Annotated in this window: 24 protein-coding genes and 1 pseudogene; 9 read left to right on the top strand and 16 right to left on the bottom strand. The window is 61.0% G+C overall.

The genetic code is table 11. The annotated features are described in order from the left end of the window. Positions 1–303 precede the first annotated feature (303 nt). The gene (yghU, locus tag DCO48_RS04235) at positions 304–1137 is read right to left on the bottom strand and encodes a glutathione-dependent disulfide-bond oxidoreductase (RefSeq protein ID WP_116549357.1); all 834 of its coding nucleotides are present in this window, start codon (positions 1135–1137) and stop codon (positions 304–306) included. A gap of 180 nt (positions 1138–1317) precedes the next feature. On the opposite strand from yghU, the pseudogene DCO48_RS04225 reads away from it, so the two are divergent. The 3 genes and pseudogenes from DCO48_RS04225 to DCO48_RS04215 all read left to right on the top strand — a co-directional run. Beyond that, a pseudogene (locus DCO48_RS04225) lies at positions 1318–1542 on the top strand (EamA/RhaT family transporter); the annotation flags it as partial. Between the two features lie 123 nt (positions 1543–1665). Then, entirely contained in the window at positions 1666–2640 is a 975-nt protein-coding gene (locus tag DCO48_RS04220) for a quinone oxidoreductase (protein WP_116549356.1), read from the top strand. Further along, positions 2637–3572: a LysR family transcriptional regulator gene (locus DCO48_RS04215; protein WP_116549355.1), complete on the top strand. Its 936-nt coding sequence runs from the start codon at positions 2637–2639 to the stop codon at positions 3570–3572. The genes DCO48_RS04220 and DCO48_RS04215 overlap by 4 nt, the downstream gene beginning before the upstream one ends. A 10-nt stretch (positions 3573–3582) precedes the next feature. Here the strand turns inward: DCO48_RS04215 and DCO48_RS04210 are convergent, their stop codons facing one another. Further along, positions 3583–3945: a VOC family protein gene (locus DCO48_RS04210; protein WP_116549354.1), complete on the bottom strand. Its 363-nt coding sequence runs from the start codon at positions 3943–3945 to the stop codon at positions 3583–3585. Between the two features lie 40 nt (positions 3946–3985). Beyond that, positions 3986–4411, bottom strand: a complete 426-nt coding sequence (locus DCO48_RS04205; RefSeq protein WP_116549353.1) for a MerR family transcriptional regulator — start codon at positions 4409–4411, stop codon at positions 3986–3988. An 88-nt stretch (positions 4412–4499) separates the two neighbouring features. Here DCO48_RS04205 and DCO48_RS04200 point away from each other — a divergent pair, with 88 nt between their 5' ends. Then, entirely contained in the window at positions 4500–5735 is a 1236-nt protein-coding gene (locus tag DCO48_RS04200; protein WP_116549352.1) for an NADH:flavin oxidoreductase/NADH oxidase family protein, read from the top strand. 3 nt (positions 5736–5738) lie between these two features. On the opposite strand, the gene DCO48_RS04195 is transcribed toward DCO48_RS04200, so the two are convergent. Next, positions 5739–6218 carry a VOC family protein gene (locus tag DCO48_RS04195; protein WP_116549351.1) on the bottom strand — a complete coding sequence of 160 codons (480 nt, stop codon included), beginning with the start codon at positions 6216–6218 and terminating at the stop codon, positions 5739–5741. A 176-nt stretch (positions 6219–6394) separates the two neighbouring features. Here DCO48_RS04195 and DCO48_RS04190 point away from each other — a divergent pair, with 176 nt between their 5' ends. Both DCO48_RS04190 and DCO48_RS04185 read left to right on the top strand, forming a co-directional pair. Further along, entirely contained in the window at positions 6395–7111 is a 717-nt protein-coding gene (locus tag DCO48_RS04190; protein ID WP_256583966.1) for an AzlC family ABC transporter permease, read from the top strand. After that, positions 7101–7409, top strand: coding sequence for an AzlD family protein (locus DCO48_RS04185; RefSeq protein ID WP_116549350.1), 309 nt, complete (start codon positions 7101–7103; stop codon positions 7407–7409). Before DCO48_RS04190 ends, DCO48_RS04185 begins: the two co-directional genes overlap by 11 nt. A gap of 306 nt (positions 7410–7715) precedes the next feature. Here DCO48_RS04185 and DCO48_RS04175 read toward each other — a convergent pair whose 3' ends face one another. Both DCO48_RS04175 and DCO48_RS04170 read right to left on the bottom strand, forming a co-directional pair. After that, positions 7716–8420 (bottom strand): tRNA (adenine(22)-N(1))-methyltransferase TrmK, encoded by a 705-nt coding sequence (locus DCO48_RS04175; protein ID WP_305887844.1) that lies wholly within the window; start codon positions 8418–8420, stop codon positions 7716–7718. A gap of 161 nt (positions 8421–8581) precedes the next feature. Continuing rightward, entirely contained in the window at positions 8582–9703 is a 1122-nt protein-coding gene (locus tag DCO48_RS04170; RefSeq protein WP_116549347.1) for an alkene reductase, read from the bottom strand. A 109-nt stretch (positions 9704–9812) separates the two neighbouring features. Here DCO48_RS04170 and DCO48_RS04165 point away from each other — a divergent pair, with 109 nt between their 5' ends. Then, a complete protein-coding gene (locus DCO48_RS04165) occupies positions 9813–10733 on the top strand; it encodes a LysR family transcriptional regulator (protein WP_116549346.1) in 921 nt (306 codons plus the stop codon). Positions 10734–11250: 517 nt separating this feature from the next. Here DCO48_RS04165 and DCO48_RS22550 read toward each other — a convergent pair. The 4 genes from DCO48_RS22550 to DCO48_RS04150 all read right to left on the bottom strand — a co-directional run bounded on the left by DCO48_RS22550 (position 11251) and on the right by DCO48_RS04150 (position 13952). Beyond that, positions 11251–11520 (bottom strand): hypothetical protein, encoded by a 270-nt coding sequence (locus DCO48_RS22550; RefSeq protein ID WP_133247587.1) that lies wholly within the window; start codon positions 11518–11520, stop codon positions 11251–11253. Between the two features lie 367 nt (positions 11521–11887). Further along, positions 11888–12172 carry a hypothetical protein gene (locus tag DCO48_RS04160; RefSeq protein ID WP_256583964.1) on the bottom strand — a complete coding sequence of 95 codons (285 nt, stop codon included), beginning with the start codon at positions 12170–12172 and terminating at the stop codon, positions 11888–11890. 33 nt (positions 12173–12205) lie between these two features. After that, the gene (locus DCO48_RS04155) at positions 12206–12631 is read right to left on the bottom strand and encodes an NUDIX domain-containing protein (RefSeq protein WP_116549345.1); all 426 of its coding nucleotides are present in this window, start codon (positions 12629–12631) and stop codon (positions 12206–12208) included. 139 nt (positions 12632–12770) lie between these two features. Continuing rightward, entirely contained in the window at positions 12771–13952 is a 1182-nt protein-coding gene (locus DCO48_RS04150; protein WP_116549344.1) for an acetyl-CoA C-acetyltransferase, read from the bottom strand. A gap of 126 nt (positions 13953–14078) precedes the next feature. Between DCO48_RS04150 and DCO48_RS04145 the strand changes: the two genes are divergently transcribed. Continuing rightward, positions 14079–15023, top strand: coding sequence for a LysR family transcriptional regulator (locus DCO48_RS04145; RefSeq protein WP_116549343.1), 945 nt, complete (start codon positions 14079–14081; stop codon positions 15021–15023). Here the strand turns inward: DCO48_RS04145 and DCO48_RS04140 are convergent. From DCO48_RS04140 to DCO48_RS04120, 6 genes are all read right to left on the bottom strand, one after another. After that, a complete protein-coding gene (locus DCO48_RS04140; protein WP_116549342.1) occupies positions 15014–15520 on the bottom strand; it encodes a hypothetical protein in 507 nt (168 codons plus the stop codon). The genes DCO48_RS04145 and DCO48_RS04140 overlap by 10 nt on opposite strands. 45 nt (positions 15521–15565) lie before the next feature. Further along, positions 15566–16654: an RHS repeat-associated core domain-containing protein gene (locus DCO48_RS04135; RefSeq protein WP_116549341.1), complete on the bottom strand. Its 1089-nt coding sequence runs from the start codon at positions 16652–16654 to the stop codon at positions 15566–15568. A 563-nt stretch (positions 16655–17217) separates the two neighbouring features. After that, entirely contained in the window at positions 17218–19065 is a 1848-nt protein-coding gene (locus DCO48_RS22545; protein WP_133247586.1) for a hypothetical protein, read from the bottom strand. 2 nt (positions 19066–19067) lie between these two features. Continuing rightward, positions 19068–19307 (bottom strand): hypothetical protein, encoded by a 240-nt coding sequence (locus tag DCO48_RS22540; RefSeq protein ID WP_133247585.1) that lies wholly within the window; start codon positions 19305–19307, stop codon positions 19068–19070. A 249-nt stretch (positions 19308–19556) separates the two neighbouring features. Then, positions 19557–20549, bottom strand: a complete 993-nt coding sequence (locus tag DCO48_RS23080) for an RHS repeat-associated core domain-containing protein (RefSeq protein WP_305887843.1) — start codon at positions 20547–20549, stop codon at positions 19557–19559. Between the two features lie 155 nt (positions 20550–20704). After that, positions 20705–22096, bottom strand: coding sequence for an aldehyde dehydrogenase family protein (locus DCO48_RS04120; protein ID WP_116549339.1), 1392 nt, complete (start codon positions 22094–22096; stop codon positions 20705–20707). Between the two features lie 101 nt (positions 22097–22197). Here DCO48_RS04120 and DCO48_RS04115 point away from each other — a divergent pair, with 101 nt between their 5' ends. Continuing rightward, positions 22198–23073 carry a LysR family transcriptional regulator gene (locus DCO48_RS04115; RefSeq protein ID WP_116549338.1) on the top strand — a complete coding sequence of 292 codons (876 nt, stop codon included), beginning with the start codon at positions 22198–22200 and terminating at the stop codon, positions 23071–23073. Positions 23074–23079 lie beyond the last annotated feature (6 nt).

Genomic DNA, 23079 nt, shown 5'->3' with positions numbered 1-23079 from the left:
GTTAACCCGAGGCCGAGTGGAGCCTGCGATCTGTGGGGTGAGGGCCATGGATGGCCCGAAAGCGCCGTTGGCCCATGGATGGGCCGTCGGCGCGGTCCCCGCGGATCGTAGGCGGAGGGAGGGGACCCGGAGCGCAGCGTAGGGCCGAGAGGTGGGGCGAGAATTTTTTGCTTACTTTTTTTTCGACTGAAAAAAAGTAAGCCGCCGTCAGGGCGGAAGGGGCCCGCAGCCCTACCCACAAACATGGATAAACACCCAAAAATCAAGAGCATCGCCGACAAGGCAGTCGCCCTGGATCGAGGGTCAATCCAGGTCAGCCGCCCGATGCCGCTCAGCCACCCCATCATCCCCCCACGTCCGATTCACCCGTCGCCCGCGCGCCACCGCTGGCCGCCCGGCAATTTCTGCCGCCCAGCGCTGCACGTGGGGGTAGTCCTGGACACTGAGAAACTCCCCGGCCGAATACAAATGCCCCCTCACCAGTTGCCCATACCAAGGCCACACCGCAATATCGGCGATGCTGTATGCCTCCCCCGCCAGATACCGACACTCGGCCAGCCGCCGATCCAGTACATCCAGCTGCCGCTTGGTCTCCATGGCGAAGCGATTGATCGGGTACTCGAGCTTCTCCGGCGCATACGCATAGAAATGCCCAAACCCACCCCCCAGGTACGGCGCCGAGCCCATCTGCCAGAACAGCCAGTTCATCGTCTCGGTTCGCGTCGCCAGGTCCTCGGCGAGAAACGCCCCGAACTTCTGCGCCAGGTACAGCAGAATCGACCCCGACTCGAACACCCTTAGCGCCGGTTCGACACTGCGATCAAGCAGGGCCGGGATCTTCGAATTCGGGTTCAGCTCGACAAACCCACTGGAGAACTGGTCGCCCTCGCCGATGCGGATCAGCCAGGCGTCGTACTCGGCGCCGGTATGCCCTAGCGCCAGTAGCTCCTCCAGCAGGATGGTCACCTTCACTCCATTGGGCGTGCCCAGCGAATACAACTGCAGCGGGTGTTCGCCAAGTGGCAGTGGCTGTTCGTGGGTCGGCCCGGCGACAGGCCGGTTGATGTTGGCGAATTCGCCGCCGGATGGCGCTTCATGCCGCCAGACCTGCGGCGGAACATAGGGAGCCTTGCTCATCGGGTGAACCTCCTGATCGAAAGCGACAGATGCCAATACTGAGCGCGACCGGCGTGCCAGCTCAAGCCCTCATTCCCAGGAAAGGAAATTCACCAGCTGTCGACCATGGGAACTGAGGCTCTCCCACCTGCGAAAACAGACGCGCAGCCCCAGCGTCGCCCAGCGTTCTTCCAGGGCGATGTCAGCCAGTTGCCGCAGTTGCCATCGGCCGTGTGGCTGTACGCGGGGTTGATGGCGCTGTTTTCGACGGTACTGCCGATCTATTGGGTGGCGCTGGCGATCCAGCGCATGGGGCCGACGCGGACAGCGGCGCTGGGCAACCTTGGCCCGGTGCTGTTCGGGGTCTCGCGGTTGAAGCCGCGCAAGGTGGCGGCTGAGCCTGCGGCGGCGAAGGCGCACGCTTAGCGCGTGCTGCACGGCAGCAATTCATGCAAAAAATGCAGGAATGAACTGCAAATAAACTGTCTTGTTCACTTCAGGTTAAGCTTCGATACTCCGCTCCAGTTTCCCAACGAGCAGGACTCGACCATGGTATCCGCAATCCAACTGCACGAAGTCGGCGCACCGCACGTGCTGTCCCTGACCCGTACCGATGAATCCCAACCCGGCCCTGGCGAAGTCTGGCTGGAGCACGACGCCATCGGCGTCAATTACCTCGACGTCAACCAGCGTAACGGCGCTGTGCGCATCCCGCTCCCGTCCGGCCTTGGCCTCGAAGGCGCCGGCCGGGTGAGGGCGGTGGGCGCCGGGGTCGGCAACGTCCAGGTCGGCGATCATGTGGCCTATGCCGCCGGCCCGCTGGGCGCCTATGCCTCGGCCCGGCTGTACCCGGCCGAACGGCTGGTCAAACTGCCGTCGGGATTGTCCAGCGAGGACGCCGCCGCGCTGCTGTTCAAGGGCATCACCGCGCACTATCTGCTGCACAGTACCTACCCGGTCGGCCCTGGCAGCAGCATCCTGCTTTATGGCGTCGCCGGTGGTGTCGGGGCGATCATGGCGCAATGGGCCAAGCACCTCGGGGCGCGGGTGATCGGCGTCGTGTCGCGTGCGTCCAGTGTCGAAAAAGCCCAGGCGCTGGGCTGCGACGACGTGCTGGTGTTCGACCCGCACACCCTGGCCAGCGATGTGGCCCGGCTCACCGATGGACAGAAGGTCGATGTGGTGTATGACGGCATCGGCCGGCTGTCTTTCGACGCGTCGTTGGACAGCCTGCGCCCTCGTGGCCTGCTGGTTTCGTTTGGCGCCTCGTCCGGGGTGCCGGACGCTGTCGACGTGGCCACGCTGAACAGCAAGGGTTCGCTGTTCCTCACCCGGCCGTCGCTGGCTGCGCACACCGCCAGTACGGCCGAGTACCAGGGCCGGGCACAGGCGGTGATCGCTGCGGCCCAAGCCGGTATCATCAGCCCACGGATCTGGGGCCGTTACGCGCTGGCCGATGCTGGCGCAGCGCATGCCGACCTGGAAGCGGGACGATCATCCGGAGCGATCATTCTCACACCATGAACCTCGACCTACTCGACAATCAGCACAGCGATGAAATCGCCGCCTTCCTCGCCGTTGCCGCGCAGGGTTCGTTCGTCGCGGCCGGGCGCCTGCTGCAACGCCACCCCACGGTGGTCTCCAAGCGCCTGGCGGCGATGGAAAAGCGCCTCGGCGTGCGGCTGATCGAGCGCTCCACCCGGCAGGTGCGCATCACCGAGGTCGGCGCCCAGCTCGAACAGCGCTTGCGCGTCGCCCTCGCGGCGATTGCCGAGGCGCAGCAGCAGGCCAGCGATGGCGCCGCGCAGGTGCGTGGCACCCTGCGCCTGGCGCTGCCGGCGGCGATGGGACGGTTGTGGTTCGGGCCGCTGTTGCCGGCGTTTCTGGCCTTGCACCCGCAGGTGTCGATCATCGCCGACTACAGCGAGCGTGTGGTCGACATCATCGAGGAAGGTTTCGATGTGGCCATCCGTATCGGCGAGCTGGAAGACAACCGCTTGATTGCGAAAAAGCTCTGCGAGCATCGGCGCATCCTCTGCGCGGCGCCGGACTATCTCGCTCGCCACGGGACGCCAGACACCCCGCAGGCGCTGGCCGAACACAACTGCCTGCGCTTCAGCGGGCTGGCGTCGTTCCCGTACTGGCGGCTGCAAAACGGCGAGCGCCAGCAGAGCTTGCTGCCTTCGGGCAACCTGACCGCCAACGACAGCCAGTCGCTGCTTGCCGCCGCCTGCGCCGGGCTAGGCATTCTCGGCGCCGGGGAATGGCTGATGCGCCAGGAAATCGATGCCGGCCGGCTGGTTCAAGTGCTGCCGCAGTGGCAACTCGATGGTCTCGGCGGGGTCTACCTGGTGCGGCCCTCGGCCAGGTTTCCCAGCGCGACGGTGTTGGCCTTCAAAGCCTGGATCGAGGCGCAGTTCACGCCGGCCCCGCCTTGGGCCGGCGTGCCACGCTGAAGCGCGCGAGCTAGTGCGTCGGAGCGGCTGACCAGACCGCCAGCTCGTAGCCATCCAGATCGACAAAGTGGAATCGCTGGCCACCGGGGAAGGCAAAGGTGGCGCGGCTGATGGTTGCGCCAGCAGCCTGCAGGCGTTGCTGGGTGGCGACCAGGTCATCGGCGTACAGAATGACCAGCGGGCCGCCCGGGCGAACCGGTTCGCCGGTGGTGAAGCCGCCTTTGAGGCGGCCATCGTCGAACTCGCTGTAGGTCGGCCCGTAGTCGACGAACGACCAGCCAAACGCGGCGCCGTAGAAAGCCTTGCTGCGGGCGATGTCGGCGACGTTGAATTCGATGTTGTCGATCTGGCGGTCCTGGCGGGTAGTGCTCATCAGTGCTTCCTTGACGGTATGAGGGATCGACCACGTTTTATCAGACCTTGCGCGGCTGCGCAGCCTCTTCGTGCAGGCGCTCCAGCAGCCATTGCGCGTTATCGGCGCACTGGCGATCGTTGGGGCGGTTCTCGATGCCGTCGATCACCGCCAGCAGTTGCGCACGGTTGTGCGCCAGTTGCTGCTGCAGGATGTCGATTTCGCTGACCTTGCGCTTCAGGCCATCGAGCAGCGCACCGTGTTCCCAGCTCGCTGCGCTTGCTGGCAGCAGGGTGCGGATTTCCTCCAGGGAGAACCCGGCGCTCTGCGCGCAGGCGATGATCTTCAGCATCCACAGCGCATCGCTGCCATATTCACGGTAGCCATTGGCTTTGCGCGCAATGGCACTGAGCAGCCCGCTGGCTTCGTAATAGCGGATGCGCGATGCGGCCATGCCGCTGAGTTTGGCCAGTTCGCCAATTTTCATGGGCACGCTCCTGAGGCATAAACACACACTTGACATTAAAGTTAACTTTAAACTTATCGTGCTGCCACGATCAAATCGAGGTACACCCATGAACGTGTTTGCGCCGCTGACCCTGCCCAATGGTTCGCATATCCCCAATCGCCTGGCCAAGGCGGCCATGGAAGAGAACATGGCCGACGCCGAGCAGGCGCCATCCGCGCCGCTGCTGCGCTTGTACCAGGCCTGGGCCGATGGTGGCGCGGGGCTGCTAATCAGCGGCAATGTGATGATCGACCGGCGCGCCATGACCGGCCCCGGTGGGGTCGTGCTCGAAGATGAGCGGCAGTTGGCCAAGTTTCGCCGCTGGGCGCAAACCGGGCGCTCCGGCGGTGGCCAGTTCTGGTTGCAGATCAACCATCCTGGTCGACAGATGCAGGCCAACCTCGGTCAGCCGACCTGGGCGCCGTCGGCCGTGCCACTGGCGCTGGGCAGCCTGTCGAAGCACTTCGACACGCCGCTGGAAATGAACGAAGCGATGATCGCCGAGGTGATCCGCCGCTTTGCCCGCAGTGCGCAGTTGGCCGAGCAGGCCGGCTTCAGCGGCGTGCAGATCCATGCTGCCCATGGCTACCTGCTCAGTCAGTTTCTTTCGCCCCTGAGTAACCGGCGTACGGACGCCTGGGGCGGCGCGCTGGAGAATCGCGCGCGGCTCTTGCTGGAGGTGCTCAAGGCCGTGCGGGCGGTGGTCTCGCCGGGTTTTACGGTGGCGGTCAAACTCAATTCCGCCGATTTCCAGCGCGGCGGATTCAGCGCCGAGGATGCGCGCCAGGTGGTACTTCTGCTCAACGGGCTTGAGGTCGACCTGGTGGAACTGTCGGGCGGCAGCTACGAGGCCCCGGCGATGCAGGGCGATGCCCGCGACGGTCGCACCCTGGCGCGGGAGGCCTATTTCATCGAGTTCGCCCATGAACTGCAGGCGGTGGCGCAGATGCCGCTGATGATCACCGGCGGTATCCGCCGCCTGCCGGTGGCTGAGCAGGTGGTGCAGAGCGGTGTGGCCATGGTCGGCATCGGCACGGCGCTGGCTATCGAGCCGAACCTGCCGCGCGACTGGCGCGACGGCAAACCCAGCGCGCCGCAGTTGCCGGTACTGACCTGGAAGAACAAGGCCCTGGCCTCGCTGGCGAACATGGCCACGGTGAAGTTCCAATTGCGCAAGCTTAGCCAGGGCAGGGCACCCAAGCCGGATGTGTCGCCGCTGCGTGCCCTGCTCGTGCAACAGTTTGCGACGGCCTTGCGTACCCGCCAGTACCGGCGCTGGATCGCCCGCCGCGCCAAGGCCTGAGGTTCAACCCTTCAATGCCGCCTGAATCGCCGCGATATCGATCTTGGTCATCGTCATCATCGCCTCGAACGCGCGCTTGGCGGCGGCGCGGTCGGGGCTGCTGATAGCCTCGGTCAGCACCCTGGGGATGATCTGCCAGCTCAGGCCCCATTTGTCCTTGCACCAGCCGCACACGCTGGCTTCGCCGCCGTTGTCGATGAGGGCCTGCCAAAGGCGGTCGGTTTCGGCCTGATCGTCGGTGGCCACCTGAAACGAGAAGGCCTCGCTGTGCTTGAACAGCGGCCCGCCGTTCAGGCCCAGGCAGGGGATGCCCATCACCGTGAACTCGACGGTCAGGACGTCGCCCTGCTTGCCTGATGGGTAGTCGCCGGGGGCATGGTGGACGGCCTCGACGTGGCTGTCGGGAAAGGTTCTCGCATAGAACGTTGCGGCGTCGAGCGCGTCGCCTTCGTAACAGAGGCAGAGGGTATTTTTGCGGGGCATGGGCAGCTTCTCCGGGAAAACGACTGAGCCGTGCAGTGTAGCCAGCGCCGCCGGCGGCCTTTAGCGCAACGCTGGATCAATCTTCGTGCTTTGCGGCCATGGGCTTCTAAGCGATAGTAGCGGCGTTTTGCGCGGCGCTATGGCCGCGCGCGTTGCACTTTCAAGGAGCTTGGGTGGTGTCATCGGTTCAGCAGCAGGCGTCGGGGCTTGCATGGCAAGAGGTGTGGGGCGGCTTCAAACAGCTGTTGCCCATTTCCATGTTCGTCATCGTCTTTGGGGTGGCCTTCGGCCTTGCCGCGGCCCAGACTGGTCTGGACGGGGCGTCGATCCTGCTGATGAGCTCGCTGGTGTTTGCCGGCGCCTCGCAGTTCGCCGCGCTCGACCTGTGGGGCCAGCAGGTGCCCCTGGTGCCGCTGGTGGTCACCGTGTTCGCCATCAATGCCCGTCACCTGCTGATGGGCGCGACCCTGTATCCGTGGCTGCGCGAACTGCCGCTGGCCAAGCGCTATGGGGTGATGCTGGTGGTCTCCGACGCCAACTGGGCGATGTCGATGCAGGCATTCAACAGCGGTAAGTCCGGCTTGGGCCTGTTGCTCGGCGGCGGCCTGGCGCTGTGGTCGACCTGGGCCCTGGGCAGTTGGCTGGGGCTGTATTTCGGCAGTGCGATTCACGACCCGGTGAGCCTGGGCCTGGACATGGTGATGGGCTGCTTCCTGCTGGCGATGGTGGTGGGCGGACAGAAGAACCTGCGCATGCTGGTGATCTGGACGGTGGCGGCGCTGTCGTCGCTGCTGGCCTACCTGTACCTGCCGGACAACAGCCATGTGGTGGCCGGCGCATTGGCCGGCGGGGTGCTCGGCGCTGTGTGGATGGAGAAAAAACATGAACATTGAAACGGCCGGCAGCGGCACCTTCATCATTATTCTGATCATGGCCGTGGTGACCCTGGCAACCCGCTGGGGCGGGGTATTCGTGATGTCGTTCGTGCCGATCAACTACCGCGTACAGCAGTTCATCAACGCCATGTCCGGCTCGGTGCTGGTGGCGGTGCTGACGCCGTTGGCGGTGAGTGGCGACAACGGCGCGCGGCTGGCGTTGCTGAGTACGGCTCTGGTGATGTTGTGGCTGAAGAAGCCATTGCCGGCGATTGCCGCGGGGATTGTGGTGGCGGCGCTGGTCAGGGCAATGTGAGCGTACTCACCGCGCAAACTGTTGTTCAACGATTAAGCCTGCGCCTTCAAATGCGCTGCGGAACTCAAACGGATTAGGGTAGTAGACGATTCTGTGCAACTCGTCAGCGGCGACACCGAGTAAGTGCAGGATCAACAGCAGGTACAGCTTGGACAAGGCGTTGCTGTGTTTCGACAGGTCCTGAACAAACGCCTGGTAAGTGCCAGGCTGCCGAAGTGGCCTCAAAAGGCGCAGGCCGAAGTAACATCCAGCACGCTACGGGGGGTGGCTGGGTATGCCGTTTACGCTGAGCGGATGGCGCCGCGATCATGGCTGCGCCATCAGCAACGCGCTAATCCAGCGCACCTGCCGGCCGATGTCCGCGATTTTCTGCTCGGGCACGGCCTGCCGTGCGCGGCCGAGTTGGGCCAGGGTTTTTTGCTGCTGGTGCAGTTCGCGTTGCCACTTGTCGAGAAACGCCGGGCTACGCGACTGCATCAGCAACGGCCCGAAGTACAGTTGCTCGGCACTGTAACGCAGCGGCTCGCCGCGCTCGGCGACGATGATTTCATAGTCGAAGCGGTTTTCCCGCAGCATCTCTTCATGAAGGATGCGATAGCCATTGTCCATCAGCCATTGGCGCAGTGCGGGCGCGCCGCCATTGGGCTGCAGGATCAGCCGCTCCTGGCCGCTCAGGCGCGCCTTGTCGCGTTCGAGAAGGTCGCGGATGGTTTCGCCGCCCATGCCGCAAACGCTCACCGCCGTGATGCCGTCGGTGGGCTCGATGGCTTCCAGGCCGTTGGCCAGGCGCACGCAAATATGTTCTTCCAGGCCGCTCTCGCGCACGCTGCGTTGTGCCGCGCGAAACGGCGTCACGGCCACTTCACCGGCCACCGCCGCGCTGATTGCGCCACGCCGCAGCAAGGCCACCGGCAGGTAGCCGTGGTCCGAGCCGATGTCGGCCAGTCGCGCACCGGCCGGCACCTGGGCCGCAACGCGCTCCAGGCGCATGGACAATGTCTGTTGGTTCAAGCGCCGCCCCTTGTCAAACGCAACGCCCGGCACCTGTGGCCGGGACGGGCCGCGACTCTAGCGGGCCGCGCCGCGCTTTTCAAATGCCTTCAGGTTTACCCTGCGCAGGCGCGGCAAGGAAATACGCCACCAGCGCATTGGCATGCCCATGCCCCAGACCCTTACCCGGCGTAAGGCGGGTAATCGACATAGCCCTTCGCGCCACCACCGTAGTAAGTCTCCCGATCCGGTGTGGTCAGCGGCCAGCCATGCTGCAGACGGCTGACCAGGTCCGGGTTGGCAATGAACGGCTGGCCGAATGCCGGCAGGTCGATCAAGCCCGACGCCACCAGCGCCTGCGCCCGTTCCAGGGTCAGGTCGCCGGCGAGGATCAGCACCGTCGAGCCGAGGCCTGCACGGCACTTGCGTAGCAGGTCTTGCAGCGCCTCGTCACGGGCCAGCGCGCTCTCTGCGGCGAGGAAGAAATGTGTTTGGTCCATCACGTGCACATAGGCGATGCCACGCTGGCCCAGGCCGGCGCACAGGGCGGTGTAGGTCTCGTCGATCTGCGGATACAGCGGCATGTCCATCAGTTGGCCATATGGCGAAATGCGAATGCCGACCCGCTCGGCGCCAATCCGCGCGCACACCGCATCCACCACCTCGAAGACAAAGCGCAGACGATCATCGAGGTTCTGCGCGCCGTAACGGTCGCTGCGGTCGTTGACCAATGGGTTGAGGAACTGCTCGATCAGGTAGCCATTGGCGCCATGCAACTCGACGCCGTCGAAGCCCGCCTCGATAGCGTTTGCGGCCGCCTGGGCGAAGTCGGCAACCACCCGGGCGACTTCCTCGGTGCCCAGCGCCCGTGGCTTGGAGGTTTGCACAAAGCCCGGCTCACCGCTGTCGGTGTAACCGAACGCAAAGGCACCCTCGGCAATCTTGGCGGTGGAGCTGACCGGCGCTGCGCCGTCGAGCTGGATCGAGGTGTGCGAAACCCGCCCCACGTGCCACAGCTGCGCGTAGATCTTGCCACCCACGCTGTGGACCGAGTCGGTGCTCAGGCGCCAGCCGGCAATCTGCTCGGGGCTGAAGATACCCGGATTGAACAGGTAACCCTGACCCTCGCGGGAAATCGGCGTGCCTTCGGAAACAATCAACCCGGCCGTCGCGCGCTGGGTGTAGTAGAGCGCGGTCTGCTCGGTGGCGATATCGTCGGGCGCACGCGAGCGGGTCATCGGGCCCATGACGAAGCGGTTGTTGAGCAGGGTGTTGCCCAGTTTGAAAGGGTGGAACAGGTTCAATTGGATTCTCCGACGAGTGCTTTTGGCATAGCCTATTGGAGAAATTGCCGGAGATTCAGGCAAAAAAATACCGAGTGTCATGAACTCATTTCATCAATTGGAGGGCTGGATGTTTTCTTCCGAACGCCTCAAGGGCATCGATGTGTTCGTCTCGGTGGCCGACCTGGGCAGTTTTACCGCGGCAGCCGAGCGTCTCAACCTGACCAGTTCGGCTGTCAGCAAAGGCGTGGCGCGGCTGGAGGGCCGGCTGGGTACACGCTTGTTCGAGCGCACCACCCGGCGCCTGGCGCTGACCGACGCCGGCACGGCGTTCTACCGAACCTGCACTGCCGTGTTGGCCGAGCTAGAAGAAGTCGAGCTGGCCATCGTTGCCGAAAACCGCGCGCCGCACGGCAAGGTGCGGATTGATTTGCCGGCGTCTTACGGGCGTTTGCATGTGCTGCCGCTGGTGCTGGAGTTCGTGCGCCAGTACCCGTTGCTGCAACCGCACATTTCCTTTTCCGACCGCTTTATCGATCCGGTGCAGGAAGGGGTCGATATTGTCGTGCGCATCGGCGGCCCGGATGCCTGGCCGGCCAGCCTCGGTCATCGCTATTTTGGCGCTCAGCGGCTGATTTTCTGTGCCTCGCCGGCGTACCTGCAGAGCCACGGCACACCACAGACCGCGCGCGATCTGGATGAACATCAGTGCGTTGGTTATGGGCAGCGCGATGGGCTGGTTGCGCCGTGGTATTTCAAGGGCCGGCAGCCGGGCGAGATGGAGCGGCGGGTGCTGCACACGCGGATTGCCGTCGGCGATGGCGAGGGCGAGGTGGCGGCGCTGATGGCCGGCCTGGGCATTGGCCAGCTGCCAACCTGGCTGGTACAGCGCCACCTGGACCAGGGCACGCTGGTGGAAGTGCTACCGGAGCTGGCCACCGATGGTCTGCCGATGAATCTGGTCTGGCTCAGGCGCCGCGAGGCGCTGCCGAAGGTGCGGGCGCTGCTCGATCACCTGGCCGCGCGGCTGACACCGCACGGCACGCAGTAGCCCTAGCGTTTGCTGAAGGCCAGGTGCTGAGCGGGCGGGTAACTTCTGCTGCCGGCGACCAAGGCGGCCAGGTAATCCCCCTGTGTGAGCCGTCCTTGCCGACGATGAGGCCCGGGAGGGCCTCTTAATGATTCACTAAATCCAGTTAAACAATGGAAAGGCGCCAGCGATAACCAGCAGTGCGATGAAGAATATTCCAGACCAGTGCAACATAATTAACCTGCGTCTAAGACTCGCCGGGAAGTTTTTCAGATCTTCTGAATTCGCGCCGCCCTCGCGAAGGAGAATGTTGGGGGTTATGAAGACTGATATGATCCCTCCCAGCAAAAATATTCGACTGCATGGGTCACCCTTTCTGAGCAGTACTCTAACTGTCACTGCAGGGCAGTGTTTCAGGTGCTCAAGCATCAAATCAATTTTTGCGTATGCGTAATAAAGTGAGACGCCAAGAAACACGATGCCACCGCCGAAACCGGTCAAACTAAAGCATGGAAATATTTTTCAGTGTTAGTTATGCTCATTGGGTCGCCTCGTAAATCAGTTCACCAGATAACTCGCCCAATGCGCCAGACGCGAGTGAGCCAACACCCACCACAAGGCCACAGGCAAATGCACCTGCACTAGGAATGCCCAGTGCTAAACAAATAGCGTCTGAAGTGCCATAGCTCAATGCGGCCCCCGTAAAGGCGCCACCGACCAAGCCAGCGATGAAACCACCTGCCTCGGTGTATTTCACTTTTCGACAGGTCTCAGCATCGCTACTTGCACAAACGTCCTGAGCCTTCATGTAAGCAGCCCCACCCCCTGCCGCCGTCCCCACCCACCGTACATGTGAAGAGCAAGTTAAATCAGCTCAAGCCAGACGATTGCGGCGAGTACTGCAAGTAACGAAATAGAGAACAGTCCCAGTCGATATAACAAAGCAAGTTTGCGCTTGATTTCCGGTGGAAAGTGCTTCAAGTCCTCAGGGGGCGCCGCCATCGCGTAGATAAATCCTGGGAGTGATCAAGACACCGATTACCCCACCCAACAAGAATAATCGCCCTAAAGGACCTCCATTCTTGAGCGGTATCCTTTACTCAAGGAGTCTAGGGTGGGGATCGTCCGGTATGTTGTAGGAAGCTTCGGAAAATACAGTCTTTAGATTATTCGACTTAGTTTCGTTTCAACTGCAACACCATCGCCTGAGCGTACAGACTGGAGCCTTCGCGCAATGGCGCCGTGGCACCCACTGCAACAAAACCGTTGGCGCGGTAAAGCTGAACGGCCGGCACGGCGCTGCGGGCCACTGTCAGGCATACCCGCTGTGCACCCAGGCGATGGCTTTCGTCAGCAGCGCCCGCCCAGACCTCATCCGCTCGCGCGGCTTCGCTGGCATAGGTACTGGAAAACGCGTCGGCGTGTCGCGCAGTGCTTGCAGGCGCAAGTCGCGGTAGCATGCCAGTCGTCGGCTTGGACAGGACGGATGCGGATCATGCGGGTACCTGTGCCGCGAGGCATCGACTGCTCAGGTGCTGCAGGGCGCGCTGGAACACCGGATGGCATTCGCCGAGCGGCAGGTCATCCACGGCAGCCCAGAAGAAATCGAAGGCATGGCCATGGTCGTCGAGGGTCTGGTGGGTCCACTGGGCGGGCAATGCGCAGTGGGGCTGACACAACTGAAACGACCAGATCTGCTGCTCATGCTCGGCGTTCCAGCAGCCGAGGTCGCGAATGACCGTGGCCGTGGCGATCCCGGACTCTTCGTGCAACTCGCGCAGCGCGGCCTGCGCTGGCAATTCACCGGGCTCGATGGTGCCCTTGACCAGCTGCACACCGGCCAGCGGATGGTGGAACAGCAGGAGGCGCGGGGTAGGGTGGTCGGAGAGGATGATGGGGCAGGCTTTGTTGGGGCTCACGCTGATCTCCTTATTCTGGGTGGGCCGCAGTGCATGGCTGCCGGAGCAGGCGCCGCCATGAATCGTGACCAAACGAATGGGTGGCGACAGCGGCCACCAGCCGTCGTGGGGCTGGCAGCCGCCGGTGTGACGTGGTGAATCAGTCGCGCTCGAGCGCCAAGGCAACGCCCTGACCACCGCCGATGCACAACGTGGCCAGGCCCTTGTGCGCATCGCGCTTGATCATTTCATGCAGCAAGGTCACCAGCACCCGGCAACCCGACGCGCCAATCGGGTGGCCGAGGGCAATCGCACCACCATTGACGTTGACTTTGGTCGCGTCCCAACCCAACTCCTGGCCCACCGCCAACGCCTGTGCCGCAAACGCTTCGTTGGCCTCGATCAGGTCCAACTGATCCAGGCGCCAGCCGGCCTTCTCCAGGCAACGCTGGGTTGCGCCAACCGGGCCGATGCCCATGATCGCCGGATCGACCCCGGCATTGGCGTACGCCTTGATCCGCGCCAGCACTGGCAGGCCCAACTGCTTGGCCTTGGTCGCGCTCATCAGCAGCACCGCCGCCGCGCCGTCGTTGAGCGACGAAGCATTGCCCGCCGTCACCGAACCGTCCTTCTTGAACGCCGGGCGCAACTTCGCCAGCGCTTCGGCCGTGGTGCCGGCCCGCGGCTGCTCGTCGGTGGCGAATGCCAGCGGCTCGCCCTTGCGCTGCGGAATCAGGATCGGGGTGATTTCATCGGCGAAACGCTGACCTTCAAGCGCCGCCACTGCCTTCTGCTGCGAGGCTGCGGCAAAGGCGTCCTGGGCTTCGCGGCTGATGTTGTACTTGGCCACCAGGTTCTCGGCAGTGATGCCCATGTGATAGTCGTTGAACGCATCCCACAAGCCATCGCTGATCATGCTGTCGATCATCTGCGCATGGCCCATGCGCAAGCCGGTACGTGCCTTGGGCAGTACATACGGGGCCAGGCTCATATTTTCCATGCCACCGGCAATGATCACCTCGGCATCGCCGCAACGGATCGCCTGCGCGCCCAGGTGCAGTGCCTTCAGGCCCGAGCCGCAGACCTTGTTCAGGGTCAGGGCCGGTACCGCATGCGGCAGGCCGGCGCCGATCGCCGCCTGGCGGGCGGTGTTTTGCCCGGCGCCGGCGCTCAGCACATGGCCGAGAATCACTTCATCCACCTCGGCGCCGTTCAGCCCGGTCTGCTCCAGCAGGCGGCGGATCACCGCCGCACCCAGCTCGACGGCCGGCACCTCGGCCAGCGAGCCCTGGAAGCTGCCGATGGCGGTACGGGTGGCGGCAACGATGACGACTTCTTGCATGTTCTTGTTTCCTCATGAGTGGCCAGATGGACGCCAGTGTTGCGGCTGTTCATATATTTGTTAAATTGATTTTTGATATGGATTGATCGATAAAACTCAAGAATTACCGAGGGGTAGCCAAGCGTGATGACTGTCAAGCAGGTCCGGGCATTCTGGGCCGTGGCGCAAAGCCTGAGTTTTGCCGTGGCCTGCGAGCGCCTGCACCTGTCGCAGTCGGCCCTGAGCATTACCATCAAAACCCTGGAGGAGAGCCTCGGCGGGCGCCTGTTCAGCCGCACCACGCGCAATGTCAGCCTTACCCCGGAAGGCGAGGCACTGCTGCCGTTGGCACGCCGGCTGCTGGCCGACTGGGACAATGCCGAAGACGAACTGCGCCAGCGTTTCACCTTGCAGCGCGGCCGGGTCACCCTGGCGGCGATGCCGTCGTTTGCCGGCAACTTGCTGCCACCCGTGCTGAAAGCCTTCCGCACCCGCTACCCGAACATCAATGTCACGGTCCACGATGTGATCAACGAGCAGGTGCTGGAGATGGTTCGCGAGCGCGAGGTGGAACTGGGCGTGGCGTTCGAACCGATGCAAAGTTCGTCGGTGGCGTTCACCCCGCTGTACCTGGATCGCTTTGTCGCGGTGGTGCCGGTCGATTCGGCGCTGGTCGGGCGCGCCAGCATCGACTGGTGCACGCTGCTGGAGCAGCCCTTTATCACCTTGCAGCGGCCCTCGACCGTGCGCGTTTTGCTGGAAGAACATCTGAAGGCGCGACAGTTAAGCGTGATGGTCGAATTTGAAAGCCACCAGTTGGCGACGGTGGGGCGAATGGTCGCCTGTGGGCTGGGGGTGAGTGTGGTGCCGGCGTTGTGTGCCCGGCAGATGGAAGAGTCGGGCGCGCGGTGCATTGCGCTGGAAGACCCGGTGGAGCGAGCCATCGGTGTGTTGAGCAAGCCTGGCCATGAGCTGTCTGCGGCGGCACAGGCTCTGTTCGACACGTTCCAGGCCGGTATCCGTGGTGAACTGCCGTGGCCTGCCATCAAATGCCCGGGCACGATGGATCAAGAGCGGGGTGCTCAGGGGTAAACCGAGGCACCTGGACCCGTAGCGCCTGATGTGCGAACGCTCTGTTGCTGTAGCGCAGGCTGAAAATGCATGGGGATGTAGCTAGCGGACACCTTGTTGAGGCCAATTGCCAGGGTACAAGCTCCTGTTACTCGGTCGAGCTGTTCGCCATTAAAGCCAGATTGGGTGAAAGGGCCGTTGTTTACCCGAGCATACCCGTAGGGCGTGTAGTCGCCTGACAGGGTGATTGCAGCGTCTTGCCTAAGGACAACCGACGATTGTTGATTGGTTCCGAACAGTGTCGTCGTATGGTGCTCGGCTAAAGCGATACGCGCGGCGAGCGGTTGATTGGCCAACTGAAACATTGTGCAGTTGGCCACCCCGAGGGTTTGCACGCTGAGCCGGGAGCTCTGATAGAGGCGGCGCTGAACACCCTGTTCAGGTGTCGTTATCTCCATGACCCGATCCAATGGATCGTAAAGGTACTGGCGGAGCAGAATGCGGAGCATTGCGTTCATGCGAATCTCCATGCGTGTACCGTTTACCGCAGTTCGCCGGCGAAGTTATGGTGCCGGCGAAGGGTCGGGCGTGCCTCTTATTATGGCCGAGCGGCGCGGTGTGGCCGGTATGAAATAGGCAGGTCGATAGTCGGCGGAGGGTGTCCTGATCTTGTAGATCATGGACTCGGTGATGCTGGTGAGGTTGCTGGGCGTGATGTCCTTGGTGCGCACACCGCCATGAAAGGCTTTCACCGGTAAACCGGTGCTGTCGGCCAGTAACTTGCCAAACGCCGGGAAGCCCAGCGCGTCCTGGCCGGTATCGGCGGAAAAACAGATAAGCGTCCGAATACTGCCGAACTGTTCCAGGTCGTACTGCCTGGCGAGCAGCTCCCCGAGCTCATCGCCTTCAATGACGCTGTTGTTGAACCGGATGTAGCCATTACCCTGGACAAACTTGCCGCCATGGGCGTCGACGTTCAGGCGCGGTTTATTCTTGTACATGTCGATGTAGCTGAAGAGGTTGTCGCCAAGGTGCTTCGCCTCCACCAGTGGTTTTCGCACAGCACCGGCGCGGTGTAGCACCGGAACACTTTTGTTGACCAGCTTCGAGAGCAGGGCCAACGGCGAATGGCCGCTAGGGTCGGTGCGGTTGACGGGTTCTGCGCCGCAGTAGGCGTATGCGTTGAGCCCCCCGTCGCCAAACGGGCTATGGCTATCGGGACTGTTCAGCCTCTTGAGTACGGGACTGTAGGCACGATAGCTACCCAGCAAATAGCTATCGGAACCGCTCAGGAGGGCTTCGCCCTTGAAGCCCGCGAGCAGCGTTGAGCTGTCGTGGAACGGGTAATAGCCAAACGGGCTGTAGCTCAACGTGTGAGGACCGGCAGTCGTTTGGGTGGCGAGCACCGACGCGTGCATGTCGTTAGCGAGCAACGTCACCGAGCGGTTGCTCGCGGCGCTATTCGTTTGTGCCAGCAACTGCTGGTCGTGTGCGAAGAGCATCCGGCTGGAGCGGCCTTGAATTTCGCTGATCAGCCGGGATTGCCGGAAGAACCGCTGGCGCGGCTCTTGCGCGTTGGCTGTGAGCTCGTTCAATCGATCAATCGCGTCATAGCGATAGCGGCAGACCGTGGAACAGGTGCTTTCTGGCATTCCGGCTTGCGCCTGTAACGGTGGCAGTCAGCGCAGTTTGAGGGCTTCGCAGCAGAATGTAACCTGACAAAAATACCAGGTGCCTGCAGCCGCGGCGCCCCGCCATAACAGGCTGTGGGCTTTGCCGGCGCTCAAGGCAAGCGCGCCACCCCGTTCCAGAGCGCAATTGCGCCAGCGCGGCAGCAACGCCGGCCGCACACGCCGCAGGCGCTACTGAGGCACAACCGCCTCAGGTTCGGCTTCCACCGTTATTCGCAGGCCTGGCTGTACCGGGGTGCCCAAGGCGAGCGCATCGAAATTGAGCCGCAGGGTGAACCGCCAGCCATTGCTGGGTTTGGAGCGCAGTCGGAAAAATGGCGGTTCCGGCGCCCCCTGCCTCAGGTGTTGTACTTGATCCTAGAGTCGAGCCTAAATAGGTTTTAATACACCGTCTATGGCCGCATATGCATAGCCAGAACCTAACAATGGGACAATCGATTTCAAACCTGTGTGAACGCCTTCGGCTGGGGGTTCGCCAAAGCAATTAATACTGATATTGCCAATGGCATTGTGTGCAGCATAATTTATGCTAAGGAAGTCTTTTTTATCTCGCCGTTCGGCGTCAAAAATACAATTGCTGAAAATATTGATTTTATTTTTTTTGATACCTGAAATGTTTGTCCGTCTTCATAGCTGTTGTCGAATCGAAAAGTACAGCAATCGACGTGCAACAACCTCAAGCATGAACTGCCAGCGTTGTAGTTATCAAAGTAAATGCAGTCGCAGTTATTGATGCGAACCTCTGATTTGTTGCCGGCAACCAGAAGAAAAGACGCATTACTGACAGAAGTTACCTGGAGGATGTATTGCAGCATGTCTTGAAGAGTGGAAGTGCTCCCCCAAAAACTTACCTGGGTTTTCCCTGTGGTGCTGCTGCAGTTAAGAATGCTGTACCTGACAGGTGATGAGGCTGTGTTGTTGTAAGGTATAAATCTGTACTCAAATATCAAGTTGCCATGGTTGGATGAATTAATGTTGATGTTGCTGGTGTGAATGTTTTTCGGAGCGTTAAGCTTTCTTTTTGAAGAATAAATAGAGTTGTTGTCGTTCAGCTTAATGACGTGACAGTCCTGTTTGCAGTTCACGGTTACATTCTGGATTGTAATATTTTCCGGCAGTGAATACGTATTGGGCTGGTCTCTCCTGCTGATACAGGTTTCACTCAAGTCCAGAATGCTGCAGGTTCTGCCGCTCAGTGTTAAAGAAGACATTTCCAAATGGCAGTTTTCAATAAGAATATTTCCTCTGAGTTCACCATAGTCTCCGCGCAGACCTACAGCGTTACCAAATACCGATTCAAAATAACAGTTCCGGACGGTGAGCGATGACCCTTGCGCTCCTGTACCAACCATCACGCCACCAGTGTAAATGCGACACCCCTCTAAAAGTACGTCAGCAACATTAAAATGCCCATGAAAGCCGTATAAATGTGCATTAAAAATTTTTATATCTCTAGAGCTGTTACCGTCCAAAGTTTTCCATGCGGTTGAGGAGTTGATGTTGTCAAGCTTAAGCTTGAGGGCGTTATCAAAAACAAAATCATATTTGACGTCTTGCCCTACCCCTACTTCACTATTGGTTTTTCCATAGCCGGGGAAAGTGCTATTAATGAAGTCTACGTCATAACAGCCAGAGACTCTGGTCATGGCGTAATACGAGTCAACAGGTACAGAGCCTCCGGGAATATGACTTAATGTTAGATTCTGTATCGTAACTAAATCTCTGTTTACCGAAAGCAATGGCCCCTTGTCTTTGGGGAAGTTGATGACTTCAAACGAAGGCGAAACGAAGGTGAGCCGTTTTTCAGGTATTTTTCTTAAAGTTATTGACACGCTAGGGACATCGACGTAGTTGTGATTCAGTGGATACGCCAAGCGCCCATATTTATACATAAATGTAACTGTGCTGCGCAGTTGTGGAGAACCATCACCTCTATATATGTATACCTCCGACTCCGCAGGTGCGCCCTTGGCTTGAACGTTCGTCTGGATTCTCACATAAGAATTTTCATAGTTTTCAATGATCTCATCAGGAAGGACCTCTTTTAATGATGCCTGCAATTCTGTAAGACTGCTTTTATCTTTAATGTGTATCTCATCGATCACCCGCTGATTACTTGACAGGTAATCTTTTGTGTAATTGATATTTATTGCCGCGTCATCTACTATGAAGCAGGCCTGAGAGAAGTCGCAGTCAGCAGTGACCGTCAAGTAACCTTGTATTTTGAATCTTCCGACAGCAACCACTTTTCCGCCAGTTTCAGTTGCTTTTGAGATCGCAGTATTAAAAGCAGGAGTATCATTGTGCTCTCCATTGCCTGCAGCGCCAAAATCCATAACATTTATCAAAAAATCATTCACATGATCACCCATGATTAATTGGTTAATTCGGAATAGTTTATTTTTGAAATATAGGTAGGCTGGCCGGCGTTGCTCCTGGCTGGCAGTGAAGGAAATGATTTATAGCCAATTAGGTATCTGCGAACAGCAAGCAGACTGTCAATTTTGGGGTGTTTGATCAGCGTGCCTTTATCCAGTAACTGGCCTAGATATGTATAGCCGTTGATGCCGCCTTTACCGAACGGGCTCCAGCTATCCCGGCTGACAAAGCGCATCAGGTGTGGCTGCCTGGAGTGACCATAGGCGGAATAACGATTGGGCTGAAGTGCCTCGACGCTGACGGCCGCCAACGGTTCAGGGCGTCATAGCGTAACCGCGACCCGCTCGCTAGAACCTTGCTCATAGTGACTTCGCCAGGGGTGACTGATTGTCTGAGTCACTATGAGTGAGGGCCGGGAAAAAAGAACCTGGCAGAAATATCAGGTGTAGGTCGTCGGCGGCGACTCCACCCGCTAGCCATCGGTTCAAGGCCGGCGAATGGCAGACGTTCGCGGGGTTTGCGGGTAGAACGTCAGCGCATGGTAGTTGTAGTGCGGGTTGGTCTTCACCACGCCGATCTTGGCCAGCGGCCGGCGGGTCTTTTTATTCAGATTCTGCGCCGTGACCTCCCCTGAGAATCCCTTCACGGGCAGTTGGGTTGCGTCGGCAAGTTGCTGCGCAAATGACCTGCCGCCCGAAATATTGCCCGGTGTTTCTGCCGAGTGGCAGATTAAGGTACGAATACTGCCAAAGTCATCGAGGTTGAACTGGCTTGCCAACGATCCAGCGATGGCGTCGACGGTAAAGTTTTGTGAGCCGTATTTCAGGTACAGGCTGCCATCCGGAAGAGACGCACCGTGCCCAGAGATGTTCAGGCGAAGTTTGCCTTTGTAACCATCGACAAAGATCGTCGCGTCGGCGCCGATTTGGTCGACAATCTCTGCCGGCTTGAAAAAGGTCCCAGAGTGTTTCGCCGACTGTCGGCTTTTGACCAACAGCTTGGCTAGCTGCCAAGGGCTCCGACCACTTGGGTCGGTGCGGTTCAGCGGATCCCCCAGGCAGTACGCATAGGCGTTCAGACCACCCTTACCGAATGGGCTCCAGCTGTCCGGACGCGTGAACCTCATCAGCACAGGGCTGAAAACCCGGTAGTTGCCCAATAGGTACTGTGCGCTGCTCGGCAGGGGGTGTTCACCATTGAAGGCCAGTGTTGCGGGGGCATTGCCGATGCCCGCCGCAAAGCCAAAAGGCAAGTAACTGAAACGCTGGCAACTTTCAGTATCCAGCTGCTGCAGGACGCAACACTGGAGATCATGCACCAGCAGGGTCGCTTGCGCTGTGCCGGAAACGCTGCGGCTGACCCCAAGTAACTGCCGTTCATGGCGCATAACGGTGGCGCTATGTGCCCCTTGTACCTCACTGCTCAAGCTGTTGTGCCGGTAGAACTTCAAGCGCGCAACGTGTCCCTGCTCGGTCATCAGCTGCAACCGGTCCAACGAATCATAGCGGAGCAGTTGCAGTAGCTGCCTGGGTCTGGGCATGGCTGGCCTCGTACGATCAAACAATCGGACGAGGTTCACATTAGCTCAGTTCAAATGCTGGCGAACCTGACAGAAGTGCCAGTTGCCAACACTCAGTGCCGATCCACCCACACCGTCTGCGCATTGCAGAACTCGCGCACGCCGAAGTGCGACAGTTCACGGCCGAAGCCACTTTTCTTCACCCCGCCGAAGGTTACCCGTGGGTCGCTGGCGCTGTAGCCGTTGATGAACACGCCGCCGGTTTCCAGTTCGTCGGCAAACTGCTGCGCCTGGGCGGCATTGGCGGTGTAGACAGTGGCGGTCAGGCCGAACTCGCTGTCGTTGGCCAGTGCCAGCGCATGCCGCGCATCGCGGGCGGTAATGATCGAGGCCACCGGGCCGAACAGTTCCTGTTTGAACGAGGTCATCTGCTCGGTAACGTTGCCCAGCACGGTGGCTTGGTAGTAGTTGCCGACACCCTCGCTCTTGGCGCCGCCCAGCAGCAGTGTGGCGCCTTCGGCCAGGGTGGCCTGGACTTGTTGGTCCAGCTCCTCGCGCAGATCGTAGCGGGCCATCGGGCCGATGTAGGTCTGCTCGGCCAGCGGGTCGCCGACCTGCAACTTGGCTGTGGCTTCGACGAACTTGCGGGTGAATGCGTCAACCACCCCAGCTTCGACGATCAGGCGCTTGGCTGCGGCGCAGACCTGGCCGGTGTTCTGGTAGCGGCCGATCACGGCGGCTTTCACCGCTTCGTCGAGGTCGGCGTCGTTGAGCACGATGAACGGGTCGGAACCGCCCAGTTCCAGCACACACTTTTTCAGCGCAGCCCCAGCTTGCGAGCCGATGGCGATGCCAGCACGTACGCTGCCGGTGAGGGTCACGGCGGCGATGCGCGGGTCGGCGATAGCGCTGGAGACACCGTCCGCAGTGACGTTGAGCACTTCGAACACGCCGTCGGCGAAGCCGGCCCGGCGGAACGCCTCTCGCAACAGGTAAGCGCTGCCCATCACGTTAGGGGCGTGCTTGAGCACGTAGGTGTTGCCGGCCAACAGGGCCGGGACGGCGCCGCGCAGCACTTGCCAGATCGGGAAGTTCCATGGCATGACCGCGAGAATCGGGCCGAGCGGGCGGTATTCGATACGCGCGCTGCCGTTCTGTACCAGGGTCGGCTCGGCGGCCAGCATGGCCGGGCCGTGTTCGGCGTACCATTCACACAGCAGTGCGCACTTTTCGACTTCGCCGCGTGCCTGGGCAATCGGCTTGCCCATCTCCACGGTAATCATCCGCGCGATGGCCTCGGCGTTGTCACGCAGGGCGCTGGCCAGTGCCACCATCGCCTGTGCGCGGGCCGCCAGCGGCGTGCGCTTCCAGCCGTTGAAGCCGCTGACGCTGCGCTCTAGTGCGGCGTCGAGGGCGGCGGCGTCTTCGTAGGGATAGGCGGCCACTTGCTCGCCGGTGGTCGGGTTCAGGGAGATCGCGTGGGTCTGGCTGCTGATACGGGTCATGTCCGGGGCCTGGCAATGAGGGAGTAGGGCCAGCGTAGCGGGGTGTCTGTTTTCTGAAAACTGAATAATAATGAGCGAAACATTCACGTTTGGAGAATGCCGTGGATCTGGTCCAGCTAGAAATTTTCAAAGCGGTCGCCGAGCACGGCAGCATCAGTGTGGCGGCGCAGCATATTCACCGCGTGCCGTCGAACCTGACGACGCGGATCAAGCAACTGGAGCAGGACCTCGGGGTCGAATTGTTCATCCGCGAAAAGAGCCGCTTGCGCCTGTCGCCGGCTGGCTGGAGCTTTCTCGACTATGCCCGGCGCATCCTCGACCTGGTGGCCGAGGCGCGGCTGACCGTATCCGGTGAGGAGCCGCAGGGACCGTTCGCCCTCGGCTCGCTGGAGAGTACTGCGGCGGTCCGCATTCCGGCATTGCTGGCGGCGTATAACCAGGCCTATCCAAAGGTGGAGCTGGACCTTTCCACCGGGCCCTCGGGCACCATGATCGACGGTGTGCTGGCTGGGCGGCTGGTAGCGGCGTTCGTCGATGGGCCAGTGTTGCACCCGAGCCTGGAGGGGGTGCCGGTGTTCGAGGAGGAAATGGTGATCATCGCGCCGCTGCAGCATGCGCCGATTGCGCGGGGTGCCGATGTGAACGGCGAGAACATCTATGCGTTTCGGGCCAACTGTTCGTACCGGCATCACTTTGAAAGCTGGTTCGGCAAGGATGGTGCGGTGCCGGGGAAGATCTTCGAGATGGAGTCGTACCACGGCATGCTGGCCTGCGTCAGCGCCGGGGCCGGCTTGGCGCTGATGCCACGGAGCATGCTGGAAAGCATGCCCGGTTGCAGCACGGTCAGCGTCTGGCCGTTGTCGGCGCAGTTTCGCTTTCTGCGCACCTGGCTGGTCTGGCGGCGGGGCACGGTGTCGCGCAGCCTGAGCATGTTTGTGAAGTTGCTGGAGGCGCGAGGGGATGTGCTTGAAGGCTGAACGTAG

The sequence above is a fragment of the Pseudomonas sp. SDI genome, from assembly GCF_003105155.1.
Lineage (GTDB): Bacteria > Pseudomonadota > Gammaproteobacteria > Pseudomonadales > Pseudomonadaceae > Aquipseudomonas.
Note: the sequence above shows the minus strand (reverse complement) of the source record. Positions and strands in the feature narration are given on the sequence as shown.

Coding starts and splice junctions, on each gene's coding strand:
- yghU (WP_116549357.1), bottom strand. CDS start 1,137: ATGAGCAAGGCTCCCTATGTTCCGCCGCAGGTCTGGCGGCATGAAGCG.
- DCO48_RS04220 (WP_116549356.1), top strand. CDS start 1,666: ATGGTATCCGCAATCCAACTGCACGAAGTCGGCGCACCGCACGTGCTG.
- DCO48_RS04215 (WP_116549355.1), top strand. CDS start 2,637: ATGAACCTCGACCTACTCGACAATCAGCACAGCGATGAAATCGCCGCC.
- DCO48_RS04210 (WP_116549354.1), bottom strand. CDS start 3,945: ATGAGCACTACCCGCCAGGACCGCCAGATCGACAACATCGAATTCAAC.
- DCO48_RS04205 (WP_116549353.1), bottom strand. CDS start 4,411: ATGAAAATTGGCGAACTGGCCAAACTCAGCGGCATGGCCGCATCGCGC.
- DCO48_RS04200 (WP_116549352.1), top strand. CDS start 4,500: ATGAACGTGTTTGCGCCGCTGACCCTGCCCAATGGTTCGCATATCCCC.
- DCO48_RS04195 (WP_116549351.1), bottom strand. CDS start 6,218: ATGCCCCGCAAAAATACCCTCTGCCTCTGTTACGAAGGCGACGCGCTC.
- DCO48_RS04185 (WP_116549350.1), top strand. CDS start 7,101: ATGAACATTGAAACGGCCGGCAGCGGCACCTTCATCATTATTCTGATC.
- DCO48_RS04165 (WP_116549346.1), top strand. CDS start 9,813: ATGTTTTCTTCCGAACGCCTCAAGGGCATCGATGTGTTCGTCTCGGTG.
- DCO48_RS22550 (WP_133247587.1), bottom strand. CDS start 11,520: ATGAAGGCTCAGGACGTTTGTGCAAGTAGCGATGCTGAGACCTGTCGA.
- DCO48_RS04160 (WP_256583964.1), bottom strand. CDS start 12,172: ATGCTACCGCGACTTGCGCCTGCAAGCACTGCGCGACACGCCGACGCG.
- DCO48_RS04150 (WP_116549344.1), bottom strand. CDS start 13,952: ATGCAAGAAGTCGTCATCGTTGCCGCCACCCGTACCGCCATCGGCAGC.
- DCO48_RS04145 (WP_116549343.1), top strand. CDS start 14,079: ATGACTGTCAAGCAGGTCCGGGCATTCTGGGCCGTGGCGCAAAGCCTG.
- DCO48_RS04140 (WP_116549342.1), bottom strand. CDS start 15,520: ATGAACGCAATGCTCCGCATTCTGCTCCGCCAGTACCTTTACGATCCA.
- DCO48_RS04135 (WP_116549341.1), bottom strand. CDS start 16,654: ATGCCAGAAAGCACCTGTTCCACGGTCTGCCGCTATCGCTATGACGCG.
- DCO48_RS22545 (WP_133247586.1), bottom strand. CDS start 19,065: ATGGGTGATCATGTGAATGATTTTTTGATAAATGTTATGGATTTTGGC.
- DCO48_RS22540 (WP_133247585.1), bottom strand. CDS start 19,307: ATGCGCTTTGTCAGCCGGGATAGCTGGAGCCCGTTCGGTAAAGGCGGC.
- DCO48_RS23080 (WP_305887843.1), bottom strand. CDS start 20,549: ATGACCGAGCAGGGACACGTTGCGCGCTTGAAGTTCTACCGGCACAAC.
- DCO48_RS04120 (WP_116549339.1), bottom strand. CDS start 22,096: ATGACCCGTATCAGCAGCCAGACCCACGCGATCTCCCTGAACCCGACC.